Below are 20,417 nucleotides of genomic sequence, written 5' to 3'. Positions count from 1 at the left end.
CGGGGCTCACTTGCGGTTGTAGAGACGCATGGTCAGGGTGCCGAAGACCGCGGTCAGCACCGCGGCCGACACGAGCACCCACGTGATCTCGCCGGCGTCCGCGGTGCCCTGCATCAGGCCGCGGCACGCGGCGACCAGGTGCGTGATCGGGTTGACCTCGGTGAACACCCGCAGCCAGCCCGGCATCGTGTCCGGCTCGACGAACACGTTGGACAGGAACGTGAGTGGGAACAGCACCATCATGCTGACGCCCATCACGGACTTCTCCGTGCGCAGCAGCAGGCCGAACATCGTCCACACCCACGAGAACGCGAACGAGAACACGATCAGCAACCCGATCCCCAGCAGCACCCCGCCCGCGCCGCCGCCCGGGCGGAAGCCGAGGACCAGGCCGACCACCAGGATGACCGTGGCGGCGAGGAAGTACCGCAGCATGTCGCCGAAGATCGCGCCCACCAGCGCGGCCGGGCGCCAGACCGGCAGGGTGCGGAACCGGTCGAACACGCCCTTCTGGATGTCGGTGTTGAGCCCGACGCCGGTGTACATCGTGATCATGACGACGCTCGTCACCATGATGCCCGGCAGCAGGAACTGCAGGTACTCGGTCACCGAGCCGGCCAGCGCGCCGCCGAACAGGTACGTGAACATCAGGGTCATCATGATCGGGAACGCCGTCACGTCGAACAGCTGCTCCGGCACGTGCTTGATCTTCAGTAACGCGCGCCAGCCGAAGGTGACCGACGCGGACCACGCACTCGGGCGCGCGGGCTGTTCACCGGCGGCGAGGACCGCGGTCAGGCTTTCGGCGGCCGGCGTGTAGGTGGTGGGTTCGGTGGTCGTCGCGGTCACGCCGCAACCCCCTTGTCGGTCAGGGCCAGGAAGACCTCGTCGAGCGTGGGCTGGCCGAGCGCGAAGTTGTCGACGGTGATGCCGGCGCGGGCGAGCGACGCGAGCGCGCGGGACGCCTGCTCGGCCGCCTCGCGGTCACTGTCCTCTCCGGACAGTTGGGCGGTGAGCGCCACCGGGTCCGGGTCGGGCTGGACGTTCGCGCCCAACACCGTGCGCAGCAGGCCGATCGCGTCGGAGCGCTGGCCCGCGTCACGCAGCCGCACGTGGATCGCGCCGGCGCCGACCGACGCCTTCAGCTGCCCCGGCGTCCCCTCGGCGATCACCCGGCCGTGGTCGATCACCGCGATGCGCGAGGCGAGCTGGTCGGCCTCGTCGAGGTACTGCGTGGTGAGCAGGACGGTCGTGCCCTGCGCCACGATGATCCGCACGATGTCCCAGACCTGGTTGCGGCTACGCGGATCCAGGCCCGTGGTCGGCTCGTCGAGGAACAGCACGTCCGGGGTGCGCAGGATGCTCGCCGCGATGTCGATCCGCCGCCGCATGCCGCCCGAGTAGTTCTTCACCTGCCGGTCGGCGGCGTCGGCCAGGCCGAACGCGGCCAGCAGTTGCGCGGCGCGTTCCCGCGCGGCCTTCTTGTGGTGGCCCAGCAGACGGCCCAGCAGCACGAGGTTCTCGGCGCCGGTGAGGTCCTCGTCGACCGACGCGTACTGCCCGGTGAGGCTGACCCGCCTGCGCACCGCGTCCGGCTCCCGGAGGACGTCGTGGCCGAACACCCGCGCCTCACCCCCGTCCGGCCGCAGCAGCGTGGCCAGCATGCGGACCGCGGTCGTCTTCCCCGCCCCGTTGGGTCCGAGCACCCCGTAGACGGTGCCAGCCGGCACCGCAAGATCAATCCCGTCGACAGCACGGTTGTCCCCGAACACCTTCACCAGGCCGGCAGTCTCAATCGCCAGCTCACCCATGTCATTCCCCTTCGTCATCCCAAGCACGTCATGCCACGCGCGGCGCCCCCACACCCGGACGCTACACAGAAAAGGCGCGAGACCCCCGCTAGATCAGATCTAGCGACCCCCACCCCCCCGCGAGTCCCGCGTTCAGACACCGCGAGTCCCGCGTTCGCGCACAGCGAGTTGCGGTTTCGTGCACCTGACCAGCACGAAACCGCAACTCGGCATGTTTGAACGCGGGACTCGGTATGGGTGAACGCGGGACTCGCGGAGGTTAGGTGGTGGTGGTTTGGGTGTTGAGTAGGTCGGCCAGGGCGGCGACTACGCGGAGGGTGGGGGCTTCCACGCCGGTCAGGTTGGCCAGTTCCACGACTGCTTTGAGGATGACGTCCAGTTCCATGGGTTTGCCCTTCTCCAGGTCCTGGAGGGTGGACGTCTTGTGCTCGCCGGCGCGTTCGGCGCCGGCGAGTCGGCGTTCGATCGAGATCTCGGGGTGGCTGCCCAGGCGGGCGGCGACGTCCAGGGTCTCCCGCATCATCTGGACGACCAGGGAACGGGTGTCCGGGTGGCGGCAGATGCCGGCCATGGTGGCCCTCGTCAAGGCGCTGATCGGGTTGAAGGCGATGTTGCCCATCAGCTTGAGCCAGATGTCCTTGCGCAGATCCGGCTCCACCGGGCACTTCAGGCCGCCCGCGATCATCGCCTCGGAGAAGGAGACGCAGCGGGACGAGATCTGACCGGTCGGCTCGCCGATGGAGAACCGGGTGCCCTCCAGGTGCTTGATCACGCCGGGCGACTCGATCTCCGTGGCCGCGTACACGACGCAACCAACCGCCCGTTCGACGGGTAGCGCGGCGCTCACGGCCCCGCCAGGATCGACACTGTCGATGCGGTAGTCACGGAACCGGCTCTCGATCCCGTGGAAGTACCACCACGGGATGCCGTTCTGTGCCGCGATGATGGTGGTCTCGTCGTGGAGCAGCGGCTTGACCATCGGGCCCGTGTCGGCGTACCGGTTGGCCTTCAGGCCCAGGAAGACGTGGTCGACCGGGCCCACCTCGGCGGGGTCGTCGGTGGCGTGTGGACGGGCTTCGAAGTCTCCTCGGGGGCTCACCACGCGAACGCCCGACGAGCGGATCTTCTCGAGGTGGGGACCTCTGGCGATGAGATGAACCTCGACGCCAGCCCGGTGCAGTGCCGCACCGACGTACGCGCCGATGGCGCCGGCCCCAAGAACAGCAACTTTCACCGCAAGCTCCGTTCTTGTATTCAAATGGTATGCAGCATACAGTATGAGATGTTCGGCCAAACGAGAAGTGGTGAGCATGGACAGACTCGCGGACTGGACCCGGTCGGCCGGCGCTCGACTCGGGATCGACGCAGGTCAGGCCGACCCCGTCGAGATCCTGGAGCTCGCGAGGGAAGTGCGGCGCGTGGAGGGGAGACCCGCCGCGATCGTGGCCGCGTACCTGCTCGGTGTCGCGGTCGGGCGTGGGGCGGACCCGGGGGAAGCGGCGGCACGGCTCGCTGAGCTGGCCCGGCAGCGGTCGGCCACCACCTGCGACTGGCGCGACTGAACCGGCCGATGACACCTAGACCTGACAGACCGTCCTCACTAGAGTCATACGGTATGCAGTATGCGCCTAGCCCCCCGATAAGGAGATGACGACGCAGATGGCTTCACAGGCACAGACCCCGTCGGAGGAGAACCCGGAGATGATCTCCGGCGGGCATCTGGTGGCGAAGGCGCTCAAGGCGGAAGGCGTGGACGTGATCTTCACGCTCTGCGGCGGGCACATCATCGACATCTACGACGGCTGCGTCGACGAGGGCATCGACGTCATCGACGTACGGCACGAGCAGGTCGCGGCGCACGCCGCCGACGGGTACGCCCGGGTCACCGGCAAGCCGGGCGTCGCGGTCGTCACCGCTGGCCCCGGCACCACCGACGCGGTGACCGGCGTGGCCAACGCGCTCCGCGCGGAGAGCCCCATGCTGCTGATCGGCGGCCAGGGCGCGCTGTCCCAGCACAAGATGGGATCGCTGCAGGACCTCCCGCACGTCGACATGATGAGCCCGATCACCAAGTTCGCCGCGACCGTGCCCAGCACCGAGCGCGCCGCGGACCTGGTGTCGATGGCCTTCCGCGAGTGCTTCCACGGCGCTCCCGGCCCGTCCTTCCTGGAGATTCCGCGTGACGTCCTCGACGCGAAGGTCCCGGTGGCGAAGGCACGCATCCCCAAGGCCGGTGCCTACCGGGCCTCGACGAGGTCGGCAGGTGACCCGGCGGCGATCGAGCGGCTCGCGGACCTCGTGGTCGGCGCCGACAAGCCGTGTGTGCTGCTCGGCAGCCAGGTCTGGACCACGCGTGGCACCGACGCGGCCGCCGAGTTCGTGCGGGCGTTGAACGTCCCGGCCTTCATGAACGGCTCCGGACGCGGCACCCTGCCGCCGGGCGACCCGCACCACCTGCAGCTCGCGCGCCGCTACGCGTTCCAGAACGCCGACCTGATCATCATCGTCGGCACGCCCTTCGACTTCCGCATGGGTTACGGCAAACGCCTGTCCCAGACGGCGACGGTCGTGCAGGTCGACCTGGACTACCGCACGGTCGGCAAGAACCGCGACATCGACCTCGGCATCGTCGGCGACGCGGGGGCGGTGCTCGCCGCGGTCACGCAGGCCGCCTCCGGCCGGGTGGACAACGGCGCGGTCGGCCGCAAGTCCTGGCTGGAAGAACTGCGGGCGGTCGAGACGCAGGCCTACGAGAAGCGCCTGCCGCGCCAGCACTCCGACGCCTCGCCGATCGACCCGTACCGCCTGGTGCACGAGATCAACGAGTTCCTCACCGAGGACTCGATCTACATCGGCGACGGCGGCGACATCGTGACGTTCTCCGGCCAGGTCGTGCAGCCCAAGTCGCCGGGCCACTGGATGGACCCCGGGCCGCTCGGCACACTCGGCGTCGGCGTGCCGTTCGTGCTGGCCGCCAAGTACGCCCGTCCCGACAAGGAGGTCGTCGCGCTCTTCGGGGACGGCGCCTTCTCGTTGACGGGCTTCGACTTCGAGACGCTGGTGCGGTTCAACCTGCCGTTCGTCGGCATCGTCGGCAACAACTCGTCGATGAACCAGATCCGGTACGGCCAGATCCAGAAGTACGGCGCGGACCGCGGCCGGGTCGGCAACACGCTCGGCGACGTCCGCTACGACGAGTTCGCCAGGCTGCTCGGTGGTTACGGCGAGGAGGTGCGTGATCCCAAGGACATCCGGCCGGCGCTGGAGCGTGCGCGCGAGAGCGGCCTGCCGTCGCTGATCAACGTCTGGGTCGACCCCGAGGTGTACGCGCCGGGGACGATGAACCAGACCATGTACAAGTAAAGGGGCTTGCACATGCGCAAGGCATTGGAGGGCGTACGGGTTCTCGACATGACCCACGTCCAGAGTGGACCGTCGGCGACGCAGATCCTGGCGTGGCTGGGCGCCGACGTGGTGAAGCTCGAGGCGGTCACCGGCGACATCACGCGCAAGCAGCTGCGGGACCTGCCGGACGTCGACAGCCTCTACTTCACGATGCTGAACTGCAACAAGCGCAGCATCACGCTGAACATGAAGGACCCCAAGGGCAAGGCGCTGTTCACCGAGCTGGTGAAGAAGTTCGACATCCTGGCGGAGAACTTCGGCCCCGGTGCGGTGGACCGGATGGGCTTCTCGTGGGAGAAGCTGCACGAGCTCAACCCAAAGCTGATCTACGCGTCCATCAAGGGTTTCGGCGACGGCCCGTACAAGTTCTACAAGGCGTACGAGGTGGTCGCGCAGGCCATGGGCGGCTCGATGTCGACCACCGGCTTCGACGACGGGCCGCCGCTCGCGACCGGCGCGCAGATCGGCGACTCCGGCACCGGCATGCACGCCGTGGCCGGCATCCTGGCCGCGCTCTACCAGCGGGAGCACACCGGCGAGGGGCAGCGGGTCACGGTGGCCATGCAGCACGCGGTGCTGAACCTGTGCCGCGTCAAGCTGCGTGACCAGCAGCGGCTGGCGCACGGCCCGCTCGCCGAGTACCCGAACGAGGAGTTCGGTGACACGGTTCCCCGCTCCGCCAACGCGTCCGGTGGTGGGCAGCCGGGCTGGGCGATCAAGTGCGCGCCCGGCGGCCCGAACGACTACATCTACGTCATCGTGCAGCCGGTCGGCTGGGCGCCGATCACGCAGCTGATCGGCAGGCCCGAGCTTGCCAACGACCCGGACTGGGCCACGCCGGAGGCGCGGTTGTCCAAGCTGGACAAGATGTTCCAGCTGATCGAGGAGTGGTCGTCCGCGCACGGCAAGTGGGACGTGCTCGCGATGCTGAACGAGCACAACATCCCCTGCGGCCCGATCCTGTCCACCAAGGAGATCATCGAGGACGAGTCGTTGGCGGAGAACGAGATCGTCGTGCGGGTGGACCACCCGGAACGCGGCGAGTTCGCGACGGTCGGCATGCCGATCAAGCTGTCCGACTCGCCGGCCGAGGTGGCGCGGTCCCCGCTGCTGGGCGAGCACAACCAAGAGATCTATGGCACCGAACTCGGTCTGTCCGAGAGTGACCTGGCCGAACTCAAGTCTATTGGAGTGATCTGAGGATCATGACTGCGACACTGTCCGATGTAGACAAAGAGGTCGTACGTTCGGTGCTGGACGAGGTCCGGGCCGCCGGACGGGACTCGCTGACCGCTCCCGAGGGCAAGCGGGTCTGCGACGCGTACGGGATCCCGACGCCGGGCGAGGGTCTCGCCACGTCGGCGGACGAGGCGGCGAAGCTCGCGGAACAGATCGGCGGCAAGGTCGTCGCGAAGATCGTCTCGCCGGACATCCTGCACAAGACCGAGGCGGGCGGCGTGCTCGTCGGCATCGAGGGCGGCGCCGAGGCACGTGCCGCGTACGACACGATCCTGGGCAACGCCAAGGCGTACAAGGCCGACGCGGCCATCACCGGCGTGCAGGTCCAGGAGATGGTCGGCGGCGGCGCCACGGAGGTCATCGTCGGCGCGACCACCGACGGCACGTTCGGCAAGATCGTCGCGTTCGGGCTCGGCGGCGTGCTGGTCGAGGTCCTCAAGGACGTCACCTTCCGCCTCGCGCCGGTCGACGAGGCCGAGGCGCGGTCGATGGTCACCGGCATCAAGGCCGCGGAGGTGCTCCAGGGCGCCCGCGGCGCCGAGCCGGTCGACCTCGACGCGCTCGCCGACGTGATCAGCAAGGTGTCCAGACTCGTCACGGACTTCCCGGAGATCAGCGAGTTCGACCTCAACCCGGTGTTCGCCTCGGCGAGCGGCGCGGTCGCGGCCGACGTGCGGATCCTGCTCGAGACCGAGGAGCGGACCGGGCCGGTGCAGCACTCGCAGGAGGACATCCTGCGTGCGATGAACACGATGATGAACCCGCGTTCCGTCGCGGTCATCGGCGCCTCCGACCAGGCCGGCAAGATCGGCAACTCGGTCATGAAGAACCTGATCAACGGCGGCTACGCCGGCGAGATCTATCCGATCAACCCGAAGGCCGACGAGATCCAGGGCCGCAGGGCGTACAGGTCGGTCGCCGACATCCCCGGCGACGTGGACGTCGCGGTGTTCGCGGTGCCGGCGAAGTTCGTGCCGGCCGCGCTGACCGAGTGCGGCGAGAAGGGTGTCACGGCGGTCGTCATGATCCCGTCCGGGTTCGCCGAGACCGGCAACCAGGAGCTGCAGGACGAGATCGTCGAGATCGCGAACCGGTACCAGGTCAGGATGCTCGGCCCGAACATCTACGGCTACTACTACACCCCGCAGAACCTGTGCGCGACGTTCTGCACGCCGTACGACGTGAAGGGCGGCGTCGCGCTGACGTCGCAGTCCGGCGGCATCGGCATGGCGATCCTGGGCTTCGCCCGCACCACCAAGATGGGGGTGTCCGCGATCGTCGGCCTGGGCAACAAGTCCGATGTGGACGAGGACGACCTGCTGACCTTCTTCGAGCACGACGACAACACCCAGTGCGTCGCCATGCACCTGGAGGACCTCAAGGACGGCAGGGCGTTCGTCGAGACGGCCAAGCGGATGACCAGGAAGAAGCCGGTCGTCGTGCTGAAGGCCGGCCGTACGGCCATGGGCGCCCGCGCGGCCAGCTCGCACACGGGCGCGCTCGCCGGCGACGACAAGGTGTACGACGACATCCTGCGGCAGGCCGGCGTGGTGCGCGCGCCCGGCCTGAACGAGATGCTGGAGTACGCGCGGGGCCTTCCGCTGCTGCCGACGCCGAAGGGCGAGAACGTCGTCATCATCACCGGCGCGGGCGGTTCCGGTGTGCTGCTGTCCGACGCCTGCGTCGCCGAAGGACTGTCCCTCATGGACATTCCGCCCGACCTGGACGAGGCGTTCCGTGCGTTCATCCCGCCGTTCGGCGCGGCCGGCAACCCGATCGACATCACGGGCGGCGAGCCGCCGTCCACCTACGAGGCCACGATTCGCCTCGGCCTGGAGGACCCGCGCGTCCACGCGCTGATCCTGGGCTACTGGCACACGATCGTGACGCCGCCGATGGTCTTCGCCGAGCTGACCGCGAAGGTGGTCGAACAGGCGCGGGCGAAGGGCATCGACAAGCCGGTCGTGGCGTCGCTGGCGGGCGACACCGAGGTCGAACAGGCGTCCGACCACCTTTTCGAGCACCGGATCGTGGCATACCCGTACACCACGGAACGCCCGGTCGCCGTGCTCGGCGCGAAGTACCGCTGGGCGAGGGCCGCTGGCCTTCTCGGCGGTTGAGTTATCGCCACGAGTTTGGCTGCCGTCCGCGTCGACAGCGGGCGGGGAGCCAATGGGCCGGCCAGCTTTGACCGACCCGCGATAGATGGGTGACAAGCAGGGGTCAAACAGGCAGGCGGTAGAGGCGCGTCCTTCACGGAGGACGCGGTGTGGAGTCCGTGATCTTCGCGCCTCGAACAGTAATCTGGAGGTCCAATGGTGGATTCTCACAACCCCTCGGCTGCGGACGTGTCCGCGGCCTCCTCGGTGGAAGCGGGTGAGGAACGGGTATGGCGGGCTGGGGGGCTCGAGCCGATGCCCATCCGCCCGCTGCCCGAGGCGCCACCGTCCATTCACCTGCTCGGTCCGACGGTCTTCCTGCTCGCGCTCGGCGTGGGCATGGGCGAGTCGTACATGTGGCCGCGGCTGGTGCTGGTCTTCGGTCCGGAGATCCGGTGGCTGTTCCTGATCGGTGTCACCCTGCAGGCCGTGGTGATGCTCGAGATGGCGCGTTACGCGATGGCGACCGGTGAGAGCATCTTCACCGGCGCGGCACGCGTGTTCAAACCGATCATGTGGTTCTTCTTCGTGACGGCCATCCTGGTGTACATGTGGCCCGGCCACCTGTCCGCCGGCATGTCCGCGTTCGAACAGCTGACAGGCATACCCTGGGTGATCTCGGCGATCACGGTGCTGGTCCTGGTCGGGATCCTGTTCAGCCTGGCCAGTGTCATCTACGACGTCGTGGAGAACATTCTCGGTTTCCTGATCGGCATTCTCGTGGTCGGCACCGCGATCATCGCCTCGATCGCGGGCAGCTGGGCCGACCTCGGCTCGACGCTGGCCGGCATGTTCGCGTTCGGCTACTTCCCGGACGGCATGATGTCCGAGCAGTGGTTCCCGATCGTGGTCGGCTCGATCGCGTTCGCCGGTCCGTCCGGCATGCAGCAGATGTGGTACACGCTGCACCTGCGTGAGTCGGGCGCCGGCATGGGCGCGCACGTCCCGAAGATCCGCGGTCTGCGTACCGCTGGTGAGCAGGAGAAGATTCCCGCGCACGGGTTCATGTTCGACACGTCCAACCCGGAGGAGATGGCGAAGTGGCGTGGCTGGCGCAAGTGGATCACGTTCGACGCGTTCCTCTTGTTCTGGGGCATCACGATGCTGGTGACGATCTCGTTCACCGTGCTGGCGCAGTCCGCGGCGCGGGAGAACCCGAACGTCAAGGACCTGATCGAGAACGGTGACCGGTCGGCCGCGTTGCAGGCCATGTCCGACGCGTTCGCGAGTGCCGGCGGGACGTGGCTCGGCGCGTTGTTCTTCGGGTTCATCTCCCTGATCGGCATCAACGCCACCCTCGGGCTGTTCGACTCGTTCTCCCGTGGTCAGGCCGACATGACCTACTTCCACTTCCCAGGTGCGAAGAAGGCCAAGATGTCCCACCTCTACGCGGGGTTCCTGTGGGGCGTCATCACGTTCGGCATCCTGATCCTGCTGTTCGGCCCGGCGGACGGCCCGGAGGGCATCCTGGACGTCCTGGCGTTCCTGTCCACCTTCGCCATGGGCGCCTACTGCGTCGTGTTGTTGCTGGTCAACAACCGCATGCTGCCCAAACCCATCCGCCCGAAGTGGTGGTCCAACGCGATCATCGGCTTCGGCGCGTGCTTCTACCTGGGCATGCTGTTCTACTGCATGATCAGGTTCGGCGTCGTGGACCTCGGTTAGGAGATGGAAGCGATGCGCCGTCTGTTCCTGTTGACCCTGCCGGGTCTGGTAGTGGGGTTCATCGCCGGCGTGCTCGCCGGTGGGCTGACCGCGTTCGCCGGTCAGCCCGCCGGGGCCGCCGTGGTGGCCGCGCTGGCGCTCGGCGTGCCGCTCGCCCTGATGGGCGGCGGCTACACCATGTTGCTGATCAACAAGCGGGTCCGGCTCGGCGGGTTCGCCCCGGCCGCGCTGTTCTGGCTGATCGGCTTCCCGCTCGCCAGGTTGCTGCACGAGCTGGCCGTGAGCTGGTACGTCGCCGGCACGCCGGCGCTCCCGCCGGACACGCTGGGCTTCCTGGCGTTCCAGGGGATCGTCAGCCTCGGCTTCGCGATCGGCTTCCTGTGGCTGCACGAGCGCATGGCGCCGCGCTGGTGGGCCCGGCTCGCACAGCACGACGACGTGGCCAGGGAGGTCTACCTGCGCTACGCAGGCCATGCTCAGGCCATGTTCGAGGCCAAGGAACGGCGTAGGTCCAGGTCAGCCCGTGGACTCAAGCCGAGGACAGGTACGCGCTAGACCGATAACCAGGGACTACTCGCCCGACGCGTGCTATGTAGCGTGTCGGGTGGGTACTTCCTGCGCGGGTGAAAGGCAGTCGATTTGAACGTTCCCCTGTGGCTATGGGTGGTCACGGCAGTCGGCCTGACCGCCATCATCTGCGCCGACTTCTACATCGTGTCGCGCAACCCCCATGCCCCGACCCTCAAGGAGTGTGTGCTCTGGATCGCCGCCTACGTCGGCCTCGCCGTCCTGTTCGGACTGGCCATCCTGCTGTTCGAGGGACCGAGATACGGCGGTGAGCTGTTCGCCGGCTGGATAACCGAGTATTCCCTGTCCGTGGACAACCTGTTCGTGACCATGCTGATCATGGTGAGCTTCGCGGTGCGACGGGAGCACCAGCAGAAGGTCCTGTCCGTCGGCATCGTGATCGCACTGGTCCTGCGGGTGATCGTGGTGGCACTGGGGTCCGCCGCGATCGCCGAGTTCGACTGGCTGTTCTACCTGTTCGGCGCGTTCCTGCTCTACACGGCCGTCCAGCTCGTGATCAGCGGCAGTGGCGAGGAGGAGGAGTTCAAGGAGAACGTGATGCTCCGCGCCGCGAAGAAGGTCCTGCCGGCGACGGAGCGCTACGACGGCGCGAAGCTCACCACCCGCGTCGACGGCAGGCGCATGTTCACCCCGATGCTGATCGTGATGATCGCGATCGGCACCACGAACCTGCTGTTCGCGGTGGACTCCATCCCGGCGATCTTCGGGCTCACGAAGGAGCCCTACCTGGTGCTGACCGCCAACGCGTTCGCGCTGATGGGCCTGCGCCAGCTGTACTTCATCATCGGCGGGCTGATCGAGCGGCTGGTGTACCTGTCGTACGGGCTGGCCGTGGTGCTCGGCTTCATCGGCGTCAAGCTGGTCGTGGAGACCCTGAACCACCACGGCGTCCGGTGGGCGCCGGAGATCCCGATCCTGTGGTCCCTCGGCGTGATCATCGGCGTGCTCGTGCTGACCGCCATGATCAGCCTGTGGAAGGTTCGCCGTGACACGGCCAAGGAGCTGGACGAGGTGACCTCCGTGGAGTCGGAGGAGCCGGTACGGGACGTCGACCCCGCCTGACCGGTATGTTGTGAAGCCGCCCCTGGTGGGCGGCACAGTGGGGCTGGACCACACGGACCGTGGCCCAGCCCCACTGGGTTCTTCCTACGCCGCCGCCTTGTGGGCGGGCGGCTGGTCGCGCAGGTACTGTTCGACCCCGCGAGTCATGTCCTGACGCTGCTTCTCCATCGCGGTCGCGAGCCCCAGGCCGAGCCTGCGGCCGTCCGCCGCGAACCCACGTGGCGACTCCGTCAGCGACCGAAGCCACTTACGCATCCGTCTCACCTCCCGGCAGAAGTGGTCACGGGCCGCACGGACCGCGTCCCGTTTTCTACTTCTTTCAACCACGTCAACGGGTTTCCCCATGCCGAGGCCGTTCAGACCGAGGCAGGCGTCACATCCCCGCAGGCCTGGTCACGCAGGTAGTTCTCCACCTCCCGCGCGGCCTCCTGGCGCTGCTTCTCCATGGCGACCGCCAGGCCGAGGCCCAGCATGCGACCGTCGGCGTGGAAGCCGCGTAGCGACCGCAACCAGTTACGCATCAACAATTCACCTCCCTGTGGGCAGCATCGGTCGACCCGTGATCGCGTCATCGCGGCCAGGGTTGGTCCAGCGAACGTCGAGCCCGCTGTTGTTCGGAAGGGGTTCAGCCCTTGGCGGGCGTGCGGCGGCGCCGGCGGGCGGGCAGCTCGATGACCTGCTCCTGCTCGCCTTCGGTGTCCCGCTGTTCGAGGTAGGACTTCCTCGTCCGCTCCGTGTGTTCCTTCATGATCTGGGCGGCGGCGTCGGCGTCCCGCTTCTCGATCGCGTCGATCAGCATCGCGTGTTCCTGCCAGGACGCCTTGCCGCGCTGCCGCGCGATCGGCGTGTAGTACCAGCGGACCCGGCGGTCGACCTGGGTCGCGAAGTCGAGCAGCACCTTGTTGCCGGACAGCTCCGTGACACACCGGTGCACCGCCGCGTTGAGGGCGACCGCGGTGTCCACGTCGTCCGCGGCGACGGCCTCCAGGCCCTGCTTGTTCAGGTCCCGCAGGCGCGCGATGCCCTCCTCGTCTGCGTGGAGGGCGGCCAGCCGGGCGGACTCGCTCTCCAGCAGCGAACGGACGGCGAGCAGCTCGTCGGCCTCGTCGGGGGTCGGCTGGTGCACGAAGGCGCCGTAGCCGGGGCGGAGGTCCACCCATCCCTCGTTGTTGAGCCACTGCAGTGCCTCGCGGACCGGCTGCCGGGACACCCCGAGCATCTGTGCCAGCTCGCTCTCGACGAGGTGCTGGCCCGGGGCGAGCCGCCGGGAGATGATGAGCTCCTGCATGGCCTGGTAGACGTGCTCACGCAGGGGAACCGGCCGATCGATCCGGCGAGCCGCCAGTTCCTTCGGCAACTCCTGCATGTTTGTCTCCAACGAGGGTGAGTCAGGTTCGTGCTCCGCCGACATCATGTTCCTTGTCGACTGCCTACAGCATACAGTCCCGCGATGTCCGTTTCGCTCGGTCGTGAGCGCCTTCACATAGCGTGATCGGCGCCACTCGTCCAATAGATACCTCGCGTAAGTCGCAGATCACAACCGCCGAGCGCGGTTTCCCAAGATTGTCAAGTGTTCACCGCGGGTTGGCGGCCATCTCGCGGGACAGGGCCAGTGCCGCGGTTCGCACCGCGGGCGCCAGCCGTTCGAGGTCGAGCCGGTGGGCGCAGCCGGCGATGGACACCGCCGCGATCACCCGCCTGCGGTGGTCGCGGACGGGTGCCGCGACCGCCACCACGCCCGCCTCCGACTCCTCGCGGTTGATCCCGTAACCCCGTTCCAGCGTGCGGGCCAGGTCCTGCCTCAGCAGCCCGGGCAGGACGATCGTCCTCGGCGTCAGCCGGGTCAGCCCCGCGTCCATCACCTGCCGCAGGTACGACGGCGGCCCCAGCGCCAGGAACACCTTCCCGCTCGCCGTGCAGTGCGCGGGCAGGCGCCCACCCACCCGCGACAGGATCGGCATCGACCGCCGGCCCGTCACCTTCTCCAGGAACAGCGTGTCCGTCGAGTCGAACACCGTCAGGTGGATGTTCTCGTGCGTCGCCTCGTAGAGGTCCTCCAGGTACGGCAGCGCCGCCTCCCGCAGGCTCCGCTGCCGAGGCACCCGCTGACCCAGCACGAACAGCGTCATCCCCAGCCGGTACCCGCCGGGGCACCGCTCCAGCCCGCCCCAGGACACCAGCTCCGCGACGAGCCGGTGCGCGGTCGGCTTCGGCAGGCCGGTCCGCGCGGACAGCTGCGCCAGCGTCAGCTCGACGTCGGTCGGGCCGAACGCGCCCAGCAGCAGCAGACCGCGAGCCAGAACCGACTTCGGCGGCGGTGTGGCCATGGTCCGATCATCGCGCCGGGCAGTCATCAGCGCAACGGCACATCCACCAGGAGCGGCCCCTGGAGCGAGCCGACCGACGCGACCAGCACCCGCAGGTCGGCGTCGCTGTCCACCCGTCGCGCCGCGACGCCGAAGAACTCGGCCGCCCTGGTCCAGTCCAGCTCGCCCAGCTCGGTCCCGCCGTGCGGGCCGGGGCCGTAGGACTCCCCGAGCATGTCGTTCAGCGCCCGGTACTCCCCGTTGTTCATGATCAGGAACAGCACGGGGACCTGGTACCGCGCCGCCGACCACAGCCCCTGCAGGCCGAACATCGCGCACCCGTCGCCCAGCACCGCCACGACCGGCCGGTCCTGCGCCATGCGGGTCCCGACGGCCGACCCGAAGCCCCACCCGAGGCCGCCGCCGATCGTGTGCACGAACGAGCCCGGCCGGTCCAACCTGAGCAGTGGCCGCAGCAGGACGCCGACGGTGATGGCCTCGTCGAGCACCACGGCGTGCGGGGGCAGCCCGTCGGCGATGGCCCGCGCGGCGACCGCGGGCTCCAGCGGCGCGGTCGCGGCCTCCGGCACCGTCCGGTCGGCGGGCCGCCGCTCCCGGTTCGTCCGCGCCACGAACCCGACCAGCTCGACCAGCTCCGCGAGCGTCGGCTTGATGCCGCCGGACAGCCCCAGCTCGACGGGGAAGTTCCGGCCCAGCTCGGCGGGGTCGTCGTCGAGCTGGACGACCCGGGTGCCCGGCGGGATGGGCGGTCCCGGCGTGAAGTGGTGCGGGGAGAAGGCGTGGGCGCCCACGACGAACACGACGTCGTGCCCGTCGAGTGCCTCCCGGACCGACGCGTTCCGTGGCGGGATCATGCCCGCGTGCAGCGGATGGGTGAACGGGAAGTTCAACCGATCGTGCATGGGATGGTGGAACACGGTCGCGTCGATCCGCTCGGCCAGGTCGACCAGCTCGGCGACCGCGCCGGACCGGCCGACGCCGTCGCCGGCCACGATCGCGGGCCGCTCGGCGGCGGCGAGGATGCCCGCGGCCTGGTCCGCCATCATCGCCGGTCCCAGCGGCGCGACCAGCGACCGCGCCGGGACCGGCACCTCGGTCTCCTCGCGCAGCACGTCCATGGGGATCGAGACGAACACCGGACCCTCCGGGGGAGTGGCGGCCAGCGCGAACGCCCGCCGCAGCACGACGGGCAGGTCCCGAGCCTGCCGCACCTCCACCGCCTGCTTGCAGGCCGCCTGCGCGAGCGCCACCAGGTCGCCGCCGAGCATCGGGTCCTCGACCAGGTGCCGGCGGTCCTGCTGCCCGGCCGTGACGACCAGGGGGGTGCGCGACCGCTTCGCGTTGAGCAGGCCGATCAGGCCGTTGGCGAGCCCGGCGGCGATGTGCAGGCTCACGAACGCGGGCCGGCCGGTCGCGCGGGCGTACCCGTCGGCCATGGCGACCGCCGACGCCTCCTGCACGGCCAGCACGTACTCGAGGTCCGGCGCCTTCGCCAGCGCGTCCAGTAGCGGCAGCTCCGTCGTGCCGGGGTTGCCGAAGATCTTCGTCACGCCCTCGTCGCGGAGGATCTCGAGCATCGCCTCCACGGGAGTCAGGTCACCGCGGCCCGAGTACCGGTGGTTCGCTCCCCAAGCTCGGCTCATGCGACCTCTCTCCAGCCAGGTTGTCGGCGATCATCGCGGCGAGCACCATGATCGTCGGCGACGGGTCGGAGGTCTGATGCCCCTGGTGGCCTCGCTCATCCGCGGCAGCCTCCGCTCCCGGGTCAGTGCTCGGCCGAGCCGCCGTCGACATTGCATGGCATCCACGAATGCTGTTGGCATGGGCGATCGGGCGACAAGACGTCCGTTTCGATGAGTGAAACGATGCCGGTTGACGGGGTGCGCCGCTGGGCCATAGCGTTCGTGTACAGAACCTCTGTTCGCTGTCCGAACATGGGAGCACCGGGTGATGCGAAGAAGCCTCGTCCTGTTGGTGGCCGCGGTGATGGTGACCGCGGGCTGCGGCTCCTCCCGGACGCCGTCGGCGCCGGGCCGGCCGGACAGGGTCACGGTCGGCCTGATCTCGATCGTCGACGTGGCGCCGATCTATCTGGGGAAGCGCAAGGGTTTCTTCGCCAGGCACGGCATCGACCTGACGCTGCGGCCCGCGGAGGCCGGCACGGAGACGATTCCCGCGGTGGTCAGCGGCGACCTGGAGTTCGGCTACAGCAACATCGTGACGTTGTTGCTGGCCGCCGAGCAGCACCTGCCGGTGAAGGTCGTCGTCAACGGCAACAACTCGACGGGCGTCGACGGCAGGGACTTCGGTTCCCTGATGGTGAAGGGGGACAGCCCGGTCAGGTCGGTGAAGGACCTGGCGGGCAGGAAGGTCGCGGTCAACGTGCTCCAGAACGTGGTGGAGCTGTCGGTCCGCGCGTCGGCCGCGAAGGCGGGCATCGACCCGAACTCCGTCGAGTACGTGAAGCTGGCCTTCCCCGAGATGCCGGCGGCACTGGCGAACGGGCAGGTGGACGCGGCGTTCGTGGTGGAGCCGTTCCAGCAGATCGTGCTGTCGCAGGGCGGCCGGCCGGTCGCGTCGAGCCTGGTCGACCTGGCGCCGAACCTGAGTGTGGCGCAGTACTTCACGTCGAAGCGGATGGTCGCCGACAACCCGGACCTGGTCCGCCGGTTCACCGACGCGATGACCGAGTCGCTGGCGTACGCGCGGAGCCACGAGGACGAGGTGCGCCAGATCCTGCCTACCTACACGAAGATCCCGCGGGCGGTCATCCCGAAGATGGTCCTGCCGAAGTGGGTGCCCGAGGTCGACAGGGACTCGGTCGAGGCGACGGCCAGGCTTGCCCAGAAGGAGAAGATCCTCCAGAGCAAGCCCGACATCGACGACCTGATGCCCTGACGACCTGATGCCCTGACGACCTGATGCCCTAGGGGACCGGCACCCGCCGGGTGGGGACGGGCAGGAAACGGCCCGGCTGCCGGAGTCTCATACACAGCACCGAGGACCCGACCGCCAGCGCACAGGCCAGCAGCAGCACCGGCGCGAACCCCCACGACGGCACGACCGCCGCGGCGGCGCCCACCCCCAGCACACCACCGAAGGCCTTCGCGCTGTAGACGGCCGCGTGGGTCGCGCGCGCACCCGCGCTCTGGTCACCGAAGAACTCCCGGACCAGCGACGCGAACAGCGGGTAGAACGCCCCGCCACCCACACCGGCCAGCACCGTCGCGAAGACCAGCACCGCGGCCGATCCCGTGCTGGCCGCGCTTGCCAGGCACAGCTGCCCCAGCCCGAGCACGCCCACCACCCACGACAGCACGCGCGTCCGGCCGACCCGGTCCGACACCCGGATCGCGAGCGCGCGCCCGGCGCCGTTGGCCGCCAGCAGCACCCCGGTGCCGACCGCCACCACCGCGACCGCCGCGTCGATGGACGCGCCCATGGTCGCCAGGAACGTCACGTCGAACAGTGACACCGCGCTCGCGACGAACAGGATGAGGTACATCAGCGGCGCCACACCCGTCCGCATCGCCTCGCGCGGTGAGTACTGCCGCACCGCGCGCACCGGGCTCCGCCGCCGGTCGAGCATCCAGTCGCGCGGGTCCACCTCAGGCGGCCACCAGTGCGCGGGCGGGTCCACCAGCAGCGCGCCCGCCGCGAGGACCACCACGAAGATCAGCACGGCCGTGCCGGTCAGCGCCGGCGACAAGGGCGCGAACAGGAATGCCACCGCGAACGGGACCGAGCCGTACGCGAACGCACCCGTCGCCAGGCTCACCTTCGCCGCCTGCCGTTCGGGGTACCACTTCGCGACCGTCGACGAGCACGTCGCGTACACGATGCCGGCACCCGTGCCGCTCAGCACCGAATAGCCAAGCAGGGCAACGAGTTCCGAGCCGTACGCCAGGGCGAGGGGACCCAGCGGCAGCAGTACCGCGCCCGCGAGCATGGCCGTGCGCGGCGCGAGCCGGCCGCGCTCACGCAGGTACGCGACCGGGAAGCCCGCGGCCGCCTGGAAGACCGTCCACGTCGCCAGCAGCCAGAACACGTCCGGCGGCGCCCAGCCGCGGCCGGTCAGCGACGACACCAGCGAACCGAAGCCGTACTGCAGGATCCCGATCGCGGCCATCGCCGCCCATGACGCACGCAGCATCCAGGCACGTGGCCGGCCGAGTAGCTCGTCCGCGGTCGGGCCCACCTCGAAGCGGCGGCCCAGAAAGTCGAGTGACGCAGGTGAGGTGCTCATTGCCGACCCCTCCCTAGACAAGGAGTTCCATACTGCATACAGTCTACAACACCTCGTGGTGGCGGTCACACCCAGAAAGGCGGGCTCGTGGATCTGTACGAGTACCAGGCGAAGGACCTGTTCGCGGCGCACGGTGTGCCCGTCGGCCCCGGTCAGCGGGTGGTCACGGACGCGGGCGCGGCCGGCGCCGCGGCCGCCGAGTTCGGCGTCCCGGTCGTCATCAAGGCCCAGGTCAAGGTCGGTGGGCGCGGCAAGGCCGGTGGGGTCAGGGTCGCCAGGGACGGCGCGGACGCGTTGACCACGGCCCAGAGCATCCTTGGGCTGGACATCAAGGGGCACACCGTCAGGCGGGTGCTCGTCACGCCGGCCACGGAGATCGCCGAGGAGTACTACTTCTCGTTCCTGCTCGACCGCGCCCAGCGGACGTTCCTCGCCATGGCTTCGGCCGAGGGCGGCATGGAGATCGAGCAGCTGGCCGTCGAGCGGCCCGAGGCACTGGCCAGGGTGCCCGTCGACCCCAACGAGGGCATGGATCTGGCCAGGGCCAAGGAGATTCTCGCGTCAGCGCGGTTCCCGGCCGCCGTCGTCGACCAGGCCGCCGAGGTCGTGGTCCGGCTCTGGGACGCCTTCGCCGGCGAGGACGCCACGCTGGCCGAGGTCAACCCGCTGGTGCTCGACGCCGACGGCGAGATCGTCGCCCTCGACGGCAAGGTGACCCTCGACGACAACGCGGCCTTCCGGCACCCGGAACACGCCGGGCTGGCCGACGCCGAGGCCGAGGATCCCATCGAGGCCGCCGCCAAGGCGAGGAACCTGAACTACGTCAAGCTCGACGGCCAGGTCGGCGTCATCGGCAACGGCGCCGGGCTGGTGATGTCCACTCTGGACGTCGTGGCCTACGCGGGCGAGGAGTTCGACGGGGTCCGGCCGGCCAACTTCCTCGACATCGGCGGCGGCGCGTCGGCCGAGGTGATGGCGAACGGGCTGGAGATCATCCTCTCCGACCCGGACGTGAAGTCGGTGTTCGTCAACGTGTTCGGCGGCATCACGGCCTGCGACGCGGTCGCCGACGGGATCGTGCGGGCGTTCGGTCTGCTCGGCGCGGTGCACAAGCCGGTGGTCGTGCGGCTCGACGGCAACAACGCGGCCGAAGGGCGCCGGATCCTCGACAAGGCCGTGCTTCCCGGGCTGCTCCGGCTGGACACCATGGACAAAGCGGCACGTACCGCGGCGGAGCTCGCCGCGAAGGGAGCCTGACAGTGGCTGTTTTTCTCACCGAGGACAGCAGGATCATCGTCCAGGGCATGACCGGCGCGGAGGGACGCAGGCACACCGCCCGCATGCTCGCCGCCGGCACGAACGTGGTCGGCGGTGTCACGCCGGGCAAGGGTGACCAGACCGTGGAGATCGCCGGCCGGACCCTGCCGGTGTTCGACACGGTGCCCGAGGCCATGGCACAGACCGGCGCCGACACGACGGTCGTGTTCGTGCCGCCGCGCTTCGCGAAGGGCGCGGTGGTCGAGGCCGTCGACGCGGAGATCGGGCTCGCGGTGGTGATCACCGAAGGCATTCCCGTGCACGACACGGCCTCCTTCTGGGCCCACGCCGGCGCGACCGGCAACAAGACCCGGATCATCGGCCCGAACTGCCCCGGCGTGATCAGCCCCGGGAGGTCGAACGCGGGCATCATCCCCGCGGACATCACGGGACAGGGCCGCATCGGGCTCGTCTCCAAGTCGGGAACCCTTACCTACCAGCTGATGTACGAGCTGCGCGACATCGGCTTCTCGACGGCGGTGGGCATCGGGGGTGACCCGATCATCGGCACGACGCACATCGACGCGCTGGCCGCGTTCGAGGCCGACCCGCAGACCGAGTTGATCGTCATGATCGGCGAGATCGGCGGCGATGCCGA

General features: G+C 69.1%; 19 protein-coding genes. 10 read left to right on the top strand and 9 right to left on the bottom strand.

From position 1 onward, the window contains the following. Positions 1–6: 6 nt before the first annotated feature. The 3 genes from VET29_RS23695 to VET29_RS23685 all read right to left on the bottom strand — a co-directional run bounded on the left by VET29_RS23695 (position 7) and on the right by VET29_RS23685 (position 3,045). Positions 7–849 (bottom strand): ABC transporter permease, encoded by an 843-nt coding sequence (locus VET29_RS23695; protein WP_324924134.1) that lies wholly within the window; start codon positions 847–849, stop codon positions 7–9. Continuing rightward, complete coding sequence (locus VET29_RS23690; RefSeq protein WP_324924152.1) at positions 846–1,811, bottom strand: ATP-binding cassette domain-containing protein; 966 nt, start codon at positions 1,809–1,811, stop codon at positions 846–848. Before VET29_RS23690 ends, VET29_RS23695 begins: the two co-directional genes overlap by 4 nt. Before the next feature lie 259 nt (positions 1,812–2,070). Beyond that, the gene (locus tag VET29_RS23685; RefSeq protein WP_324924131.1) at positions 2,071–3,045 is read right to left on the bottom strand and encodes a 2-dehydropantoate 2-reductase; all 975 of its coding nucleotides are present in this window, start codon (positions 3,043–3,045) and stop codon (positions 2,071–2,073) included. 76 nt (positions 3,046–3,121) lie between these two features. Here VET29_RS23685 and VET29_RS23680 point away from each other — a divergent pair, with 76 nt between their 5' ends. The 7 genes from VET29_RS23680 to VET29_RS23650 all read left to right on the top strand — a co-directional run bounded on the left by VET29_RS23680 (position 3,122) and on the right by VET29_RS23650 (position 11,929). Then, positions 3,122–3,373 (top strand): DUF6457 domain-containing protein, encoded by a 252-nt coding sequence (locus VET29_RS23680; protein ID WP_324924150.1) that lies wholly within the window; start codon positions 3,122–3,124, stop codon positions 3,371–3,373. Between the two features lie 97 nt (positions 3,374–3,470). Then, positions 3,471–5,174, top strand: a complete 1,704-nt coding sequence (locus VET29_RS23675; RefSeq protein WP_324924129.1) for a thiamine pyrophosphate-binding protein — start codon at positions 3,471–3,473, stop codon at positions 5,172–5,174. Positions 5,175–5,186: 12 nt separating this feature from the next. After that, the gene (gene frc / locus VET29_RS23670) at positions 5,187–6,416 is read left to right on the top strand and encodes a formyl-CoA transferase (RefSeq protein WP_324924127.1); all 1,230 of its coding nucleotides are present in this window, start codon (positions 5,187–5,189) and stop codon (positions 6,414–6,416) included. Between the two features lie 5 nt (positions 6,417–6,421). Continuing rightward, positions 6,422–8,575 (top strand): acetate--CoA ligase family protein, encoded by a 2,154-nt coding sequence (locus tag VET29_RS23665; RefSeq protein WP_324924125.1) that lies wholly within the window; start codon positions 6,422–6,424, stop codon positions 8,573–8,575. A 294-nt stretch (positions 8,576–8,869) separates the two neighbouring features. After that, the gene (locus tag VET29_RS23660) at positions 8,870–10,279 is read left to right on the top strand and encodes an Nramp family divalent metal transporter (protein WP_324924123.1); all 1,410 of its coding nucleotides are present in this window, start codon (positions 8,870–8,872) and stop codon (positions 10,277–10,279) included. A 12-nt stretch (positions 10,280–10,291) separates the two neighbouring features. Then, complete coding sequence (locus VET29_RS23655; protein ID WP_324924121.1) at positions 10,292–10,834, top strand: hypothetical protein; 543 nt, start codon at positions 10,292–10,294, stop codon at positions 10,832–10,834. Between the two features lie 84 nt (positions 10,835–10,918). Then, positions 10,919–11,929, top strand: coding sequence for a TerC family protein (locus VET29_RS23650; protein WP_324924119.1), 1,011 nt, complete (start codon positions 10,919–10,921; stop codon positions 11,927–11,929). An 84-nt stretch (positions 11,930–12,013) separates the two neighbouring features. Here VET29_RS23650 and VET29_RS23645 read toward each other — a convergent pair whose 3' ends face one another. The 5 genes from VET29_RS23645 to VET29_RS23625 all read right to left on the bottom strand — a co-directional run bounded on the left by VET29_RS23645 (position 12,014) and on the right by VET29_RS23625 (position 15,899). Then, positions 12,014–12,184, bottom strand: a complete 171-nt coding sequence (locus tag VET29_RS23645; protein WP_324924117.1) for a hypothetical protein — start codon at positions 12,182–12,184, stop codon at positions 12,014–12,016. Between the two features lie 101 nt (positions 12,185–12,285). Continuing rightward, the gene (locus tag VET29_RS23640; protein ID WP_324924115.1) at positions 12,286–12,450 is read right to left on the bottom strand and encodes a hypothetical protein; all 165 of its coding nucleotides are present in this window, start codon (positions 12,448–12,450) and stop codon (positions 12,286–12,288) included. A 104-nt stretch (positions 12,451–12,554) separates the two neighbouring features. Continuing rightward, positions 12,555–13,295: a GntR family transcriptional regulator gene (locus VET29_RS23635; RefSeq protein WP_324924113.1), complete on the bottom strand. Its 741-nt coding sequence runs from the start codon at positions 13,293–13,295 to the stop codon at positions 12,555–12,557. Positions 13,296–13,503: 208 nt separating this feature from the next. Next, complete coding sequence (locus tag VET29_RS23630; protein WP_324924110.1) at positions 13,504–14,256, bottom strand: IclR family transcriptional regulator; 753 nt, start codon at positions 14,254–14,256, stop codon at positions 13,504–13,506. Between the two features lie 26 nt (positions 14,257–14,282). After that, complete coding sequence (locus VET29_RS23625; RefSeq protein WP_324924108.1) at positions 14,283–15,899, bottom strand: thiamine pyrophosphate-binding protein; 1,617 nt, start codon at positions 15,897–15,899, stop codon at positions 14,283–14,285. Positions 15,900–16,206: 307 nt separating this feature from the next. Here VET29_RS23625 and VET29_RS23620 point away from each other — a divergent pair, with 307 nt between their 5' ends. After that, a complete protein-coding gene (locus VET29_RS23620) occupies positions 16,207–17,154 on the top strand; it encodes an ABC transporter substrate-binding protein (RefSeq protein ID WP_324924148.1) in 948 nt (315 codons plus the stop codon). A gap of 28 nt (positions 17,155–17,182) precedes the next feature. Here the strand turns inward: VET29_RS23620 and VET29_RS23615 are convergent, their stop codons facing one another. Continuing rightward, positions 17,183–18,502, bottom strand: a complete 1,320-nt coding sequence (locus VET29_RS23615; RefSeq protein WP_324924106.1) for an MFS transporter — start codon at positions 18,500–18,502, stop codon at positions 17,183–17,185. 87 nt (positions 18,503–18,589) lie between these two features. On the opposite strand from VET29_RS23615, the gene sucC reads away from it, so the two are divergent. Then, positions 18,590–19,759 carry an ADP-forming succinate--CoA ligase subunit beta gene (sucC, locus tag VET29_RS23610; RefSeq protein WP_324924104.1) on the top strand — a complete coding sequence of 390 codons (1,170 nt, stop codon included), beginning with the start codon at positions 18,590–18,592 and terminating at the stop codon, positions 19,757–19,759. 47 nt (positions 19,760–19,806) lie between these two features. Next, positions 19,807–20,417: succinate--CoA ligase subunit alpha (locus tag VET29_RS23605; protein ID WP_414636584.1), on the top strand; the 611-nt coding region annotated here is incomplete at its 3' end.

The sequence above is a fragment of the Actinophytocola sp. genome (genome assembly GCF_035634895.1).
Classification (GTDB): domain Bacteria; phylum Actinomycetota; class Actinomycetes; order Mycobacteriales; family Pseudonocardiaceae; genus Actinophytocola.
Note: the sequence above shows the minus strand (reverse complement) of the source record. Positions and strands in the feature narration are given on the sequence as shown.

Coding starts and splice junctions, on each gene's coding strand:
- VET29_RS23690 (WP_324924152.1), bottom strand. CDS start 1,811: ATGGGTGAGCTGGCGATTGAGACTGCCGGCCTGGTGAAGGTGTTCGGG.
- VET29_RS23680 (WP_324924150.1), top strand. CDS start 3,122: ATGGACAGACTCGCGGACTGGACCCGGTCGGCCGGCGCTCGACTCGGG.
- VET29_RS23655 (WP_324924121.1), top strand. CDS start 10,292: ATGCGCCGTCTGTTCCTGTTGACCCTGCCGGGTCTGGTAGTGGGGTTC.
- VET29_RS23630 (WP_324924110.1), bottom strand. CDS start 14,256: ATGGCCACACCGCCGCCGAAGTCGGTTCTGGCTCGCGGTCTGCTGCTG.
- VET29_RS23660 (WP_324924123.1), top strand. CDS start 8,870: ATGCCCATCCGCCCGCTGCCCGAGGCGCCACCGTCCATTCACCTGCTC.
- VET29_RS23615 (WP_324924106.1), bottom strand. CDS start 18,502: ATGAGCACCTCACCTGCGTCACTCGACTTTCTGGGCCGCCGCTTCGAG.
- VET29_RS23675 (WP_324924129.1), top strand. CDS start 3,471: ATGGCTTCACAGGCACAGACCCCGTCGGAGGAGAACCCGGAGATGATC.
- VET29_RS23665 (WP_324924125.1), top strand. CDS start 6,422: ATGACTGCGACACTGTCCGATGTAGACAAAGAGGTCGTACGTTCGGTG.
- VET29_RS23625 (WP_324924108.1), bottom strand. CDS start 15,899: ATGAGCCGAGCTTGGGGAGCGAACCACCGGTACTCGGGCCGCGGTGAC.
- VET29_RS23645 (WP_324924117.1), bottom strand. CDS start 12,184: ATGCGTAAGTGGCTTCGGTCGCTGACGGAGTCGCCACGTGGGTTCGCG.
- VET29_RS23620 (WP_324924148.1), top strand. CDS start 16,207: ATGCGAAGAAGCCTCGTCCTGTTGGTGGCCGCGGTGATGGTGACCGCG.
- frc (WP_324924127.1), top strand. CDS start 5,187: ATGCGCAAGGCATTGGAGGGCGTACGGGTTCTCGACATGACCCACGTC.
- VET29_RS23635 (WP_324924113.1), bottom strand. CDS start 13,295: ATGCAGGAGTTGCCGAAGGAACTGGCGGCTCGCCGGATCGATCGGCCG.
- VET29_RS23640 (WP_324924115.1), bottom strand. CDS start 12,450: ATGCGTAACTGGTTGCGGTCGCTACGCGGCTTCCACGCCGACGGTCGC.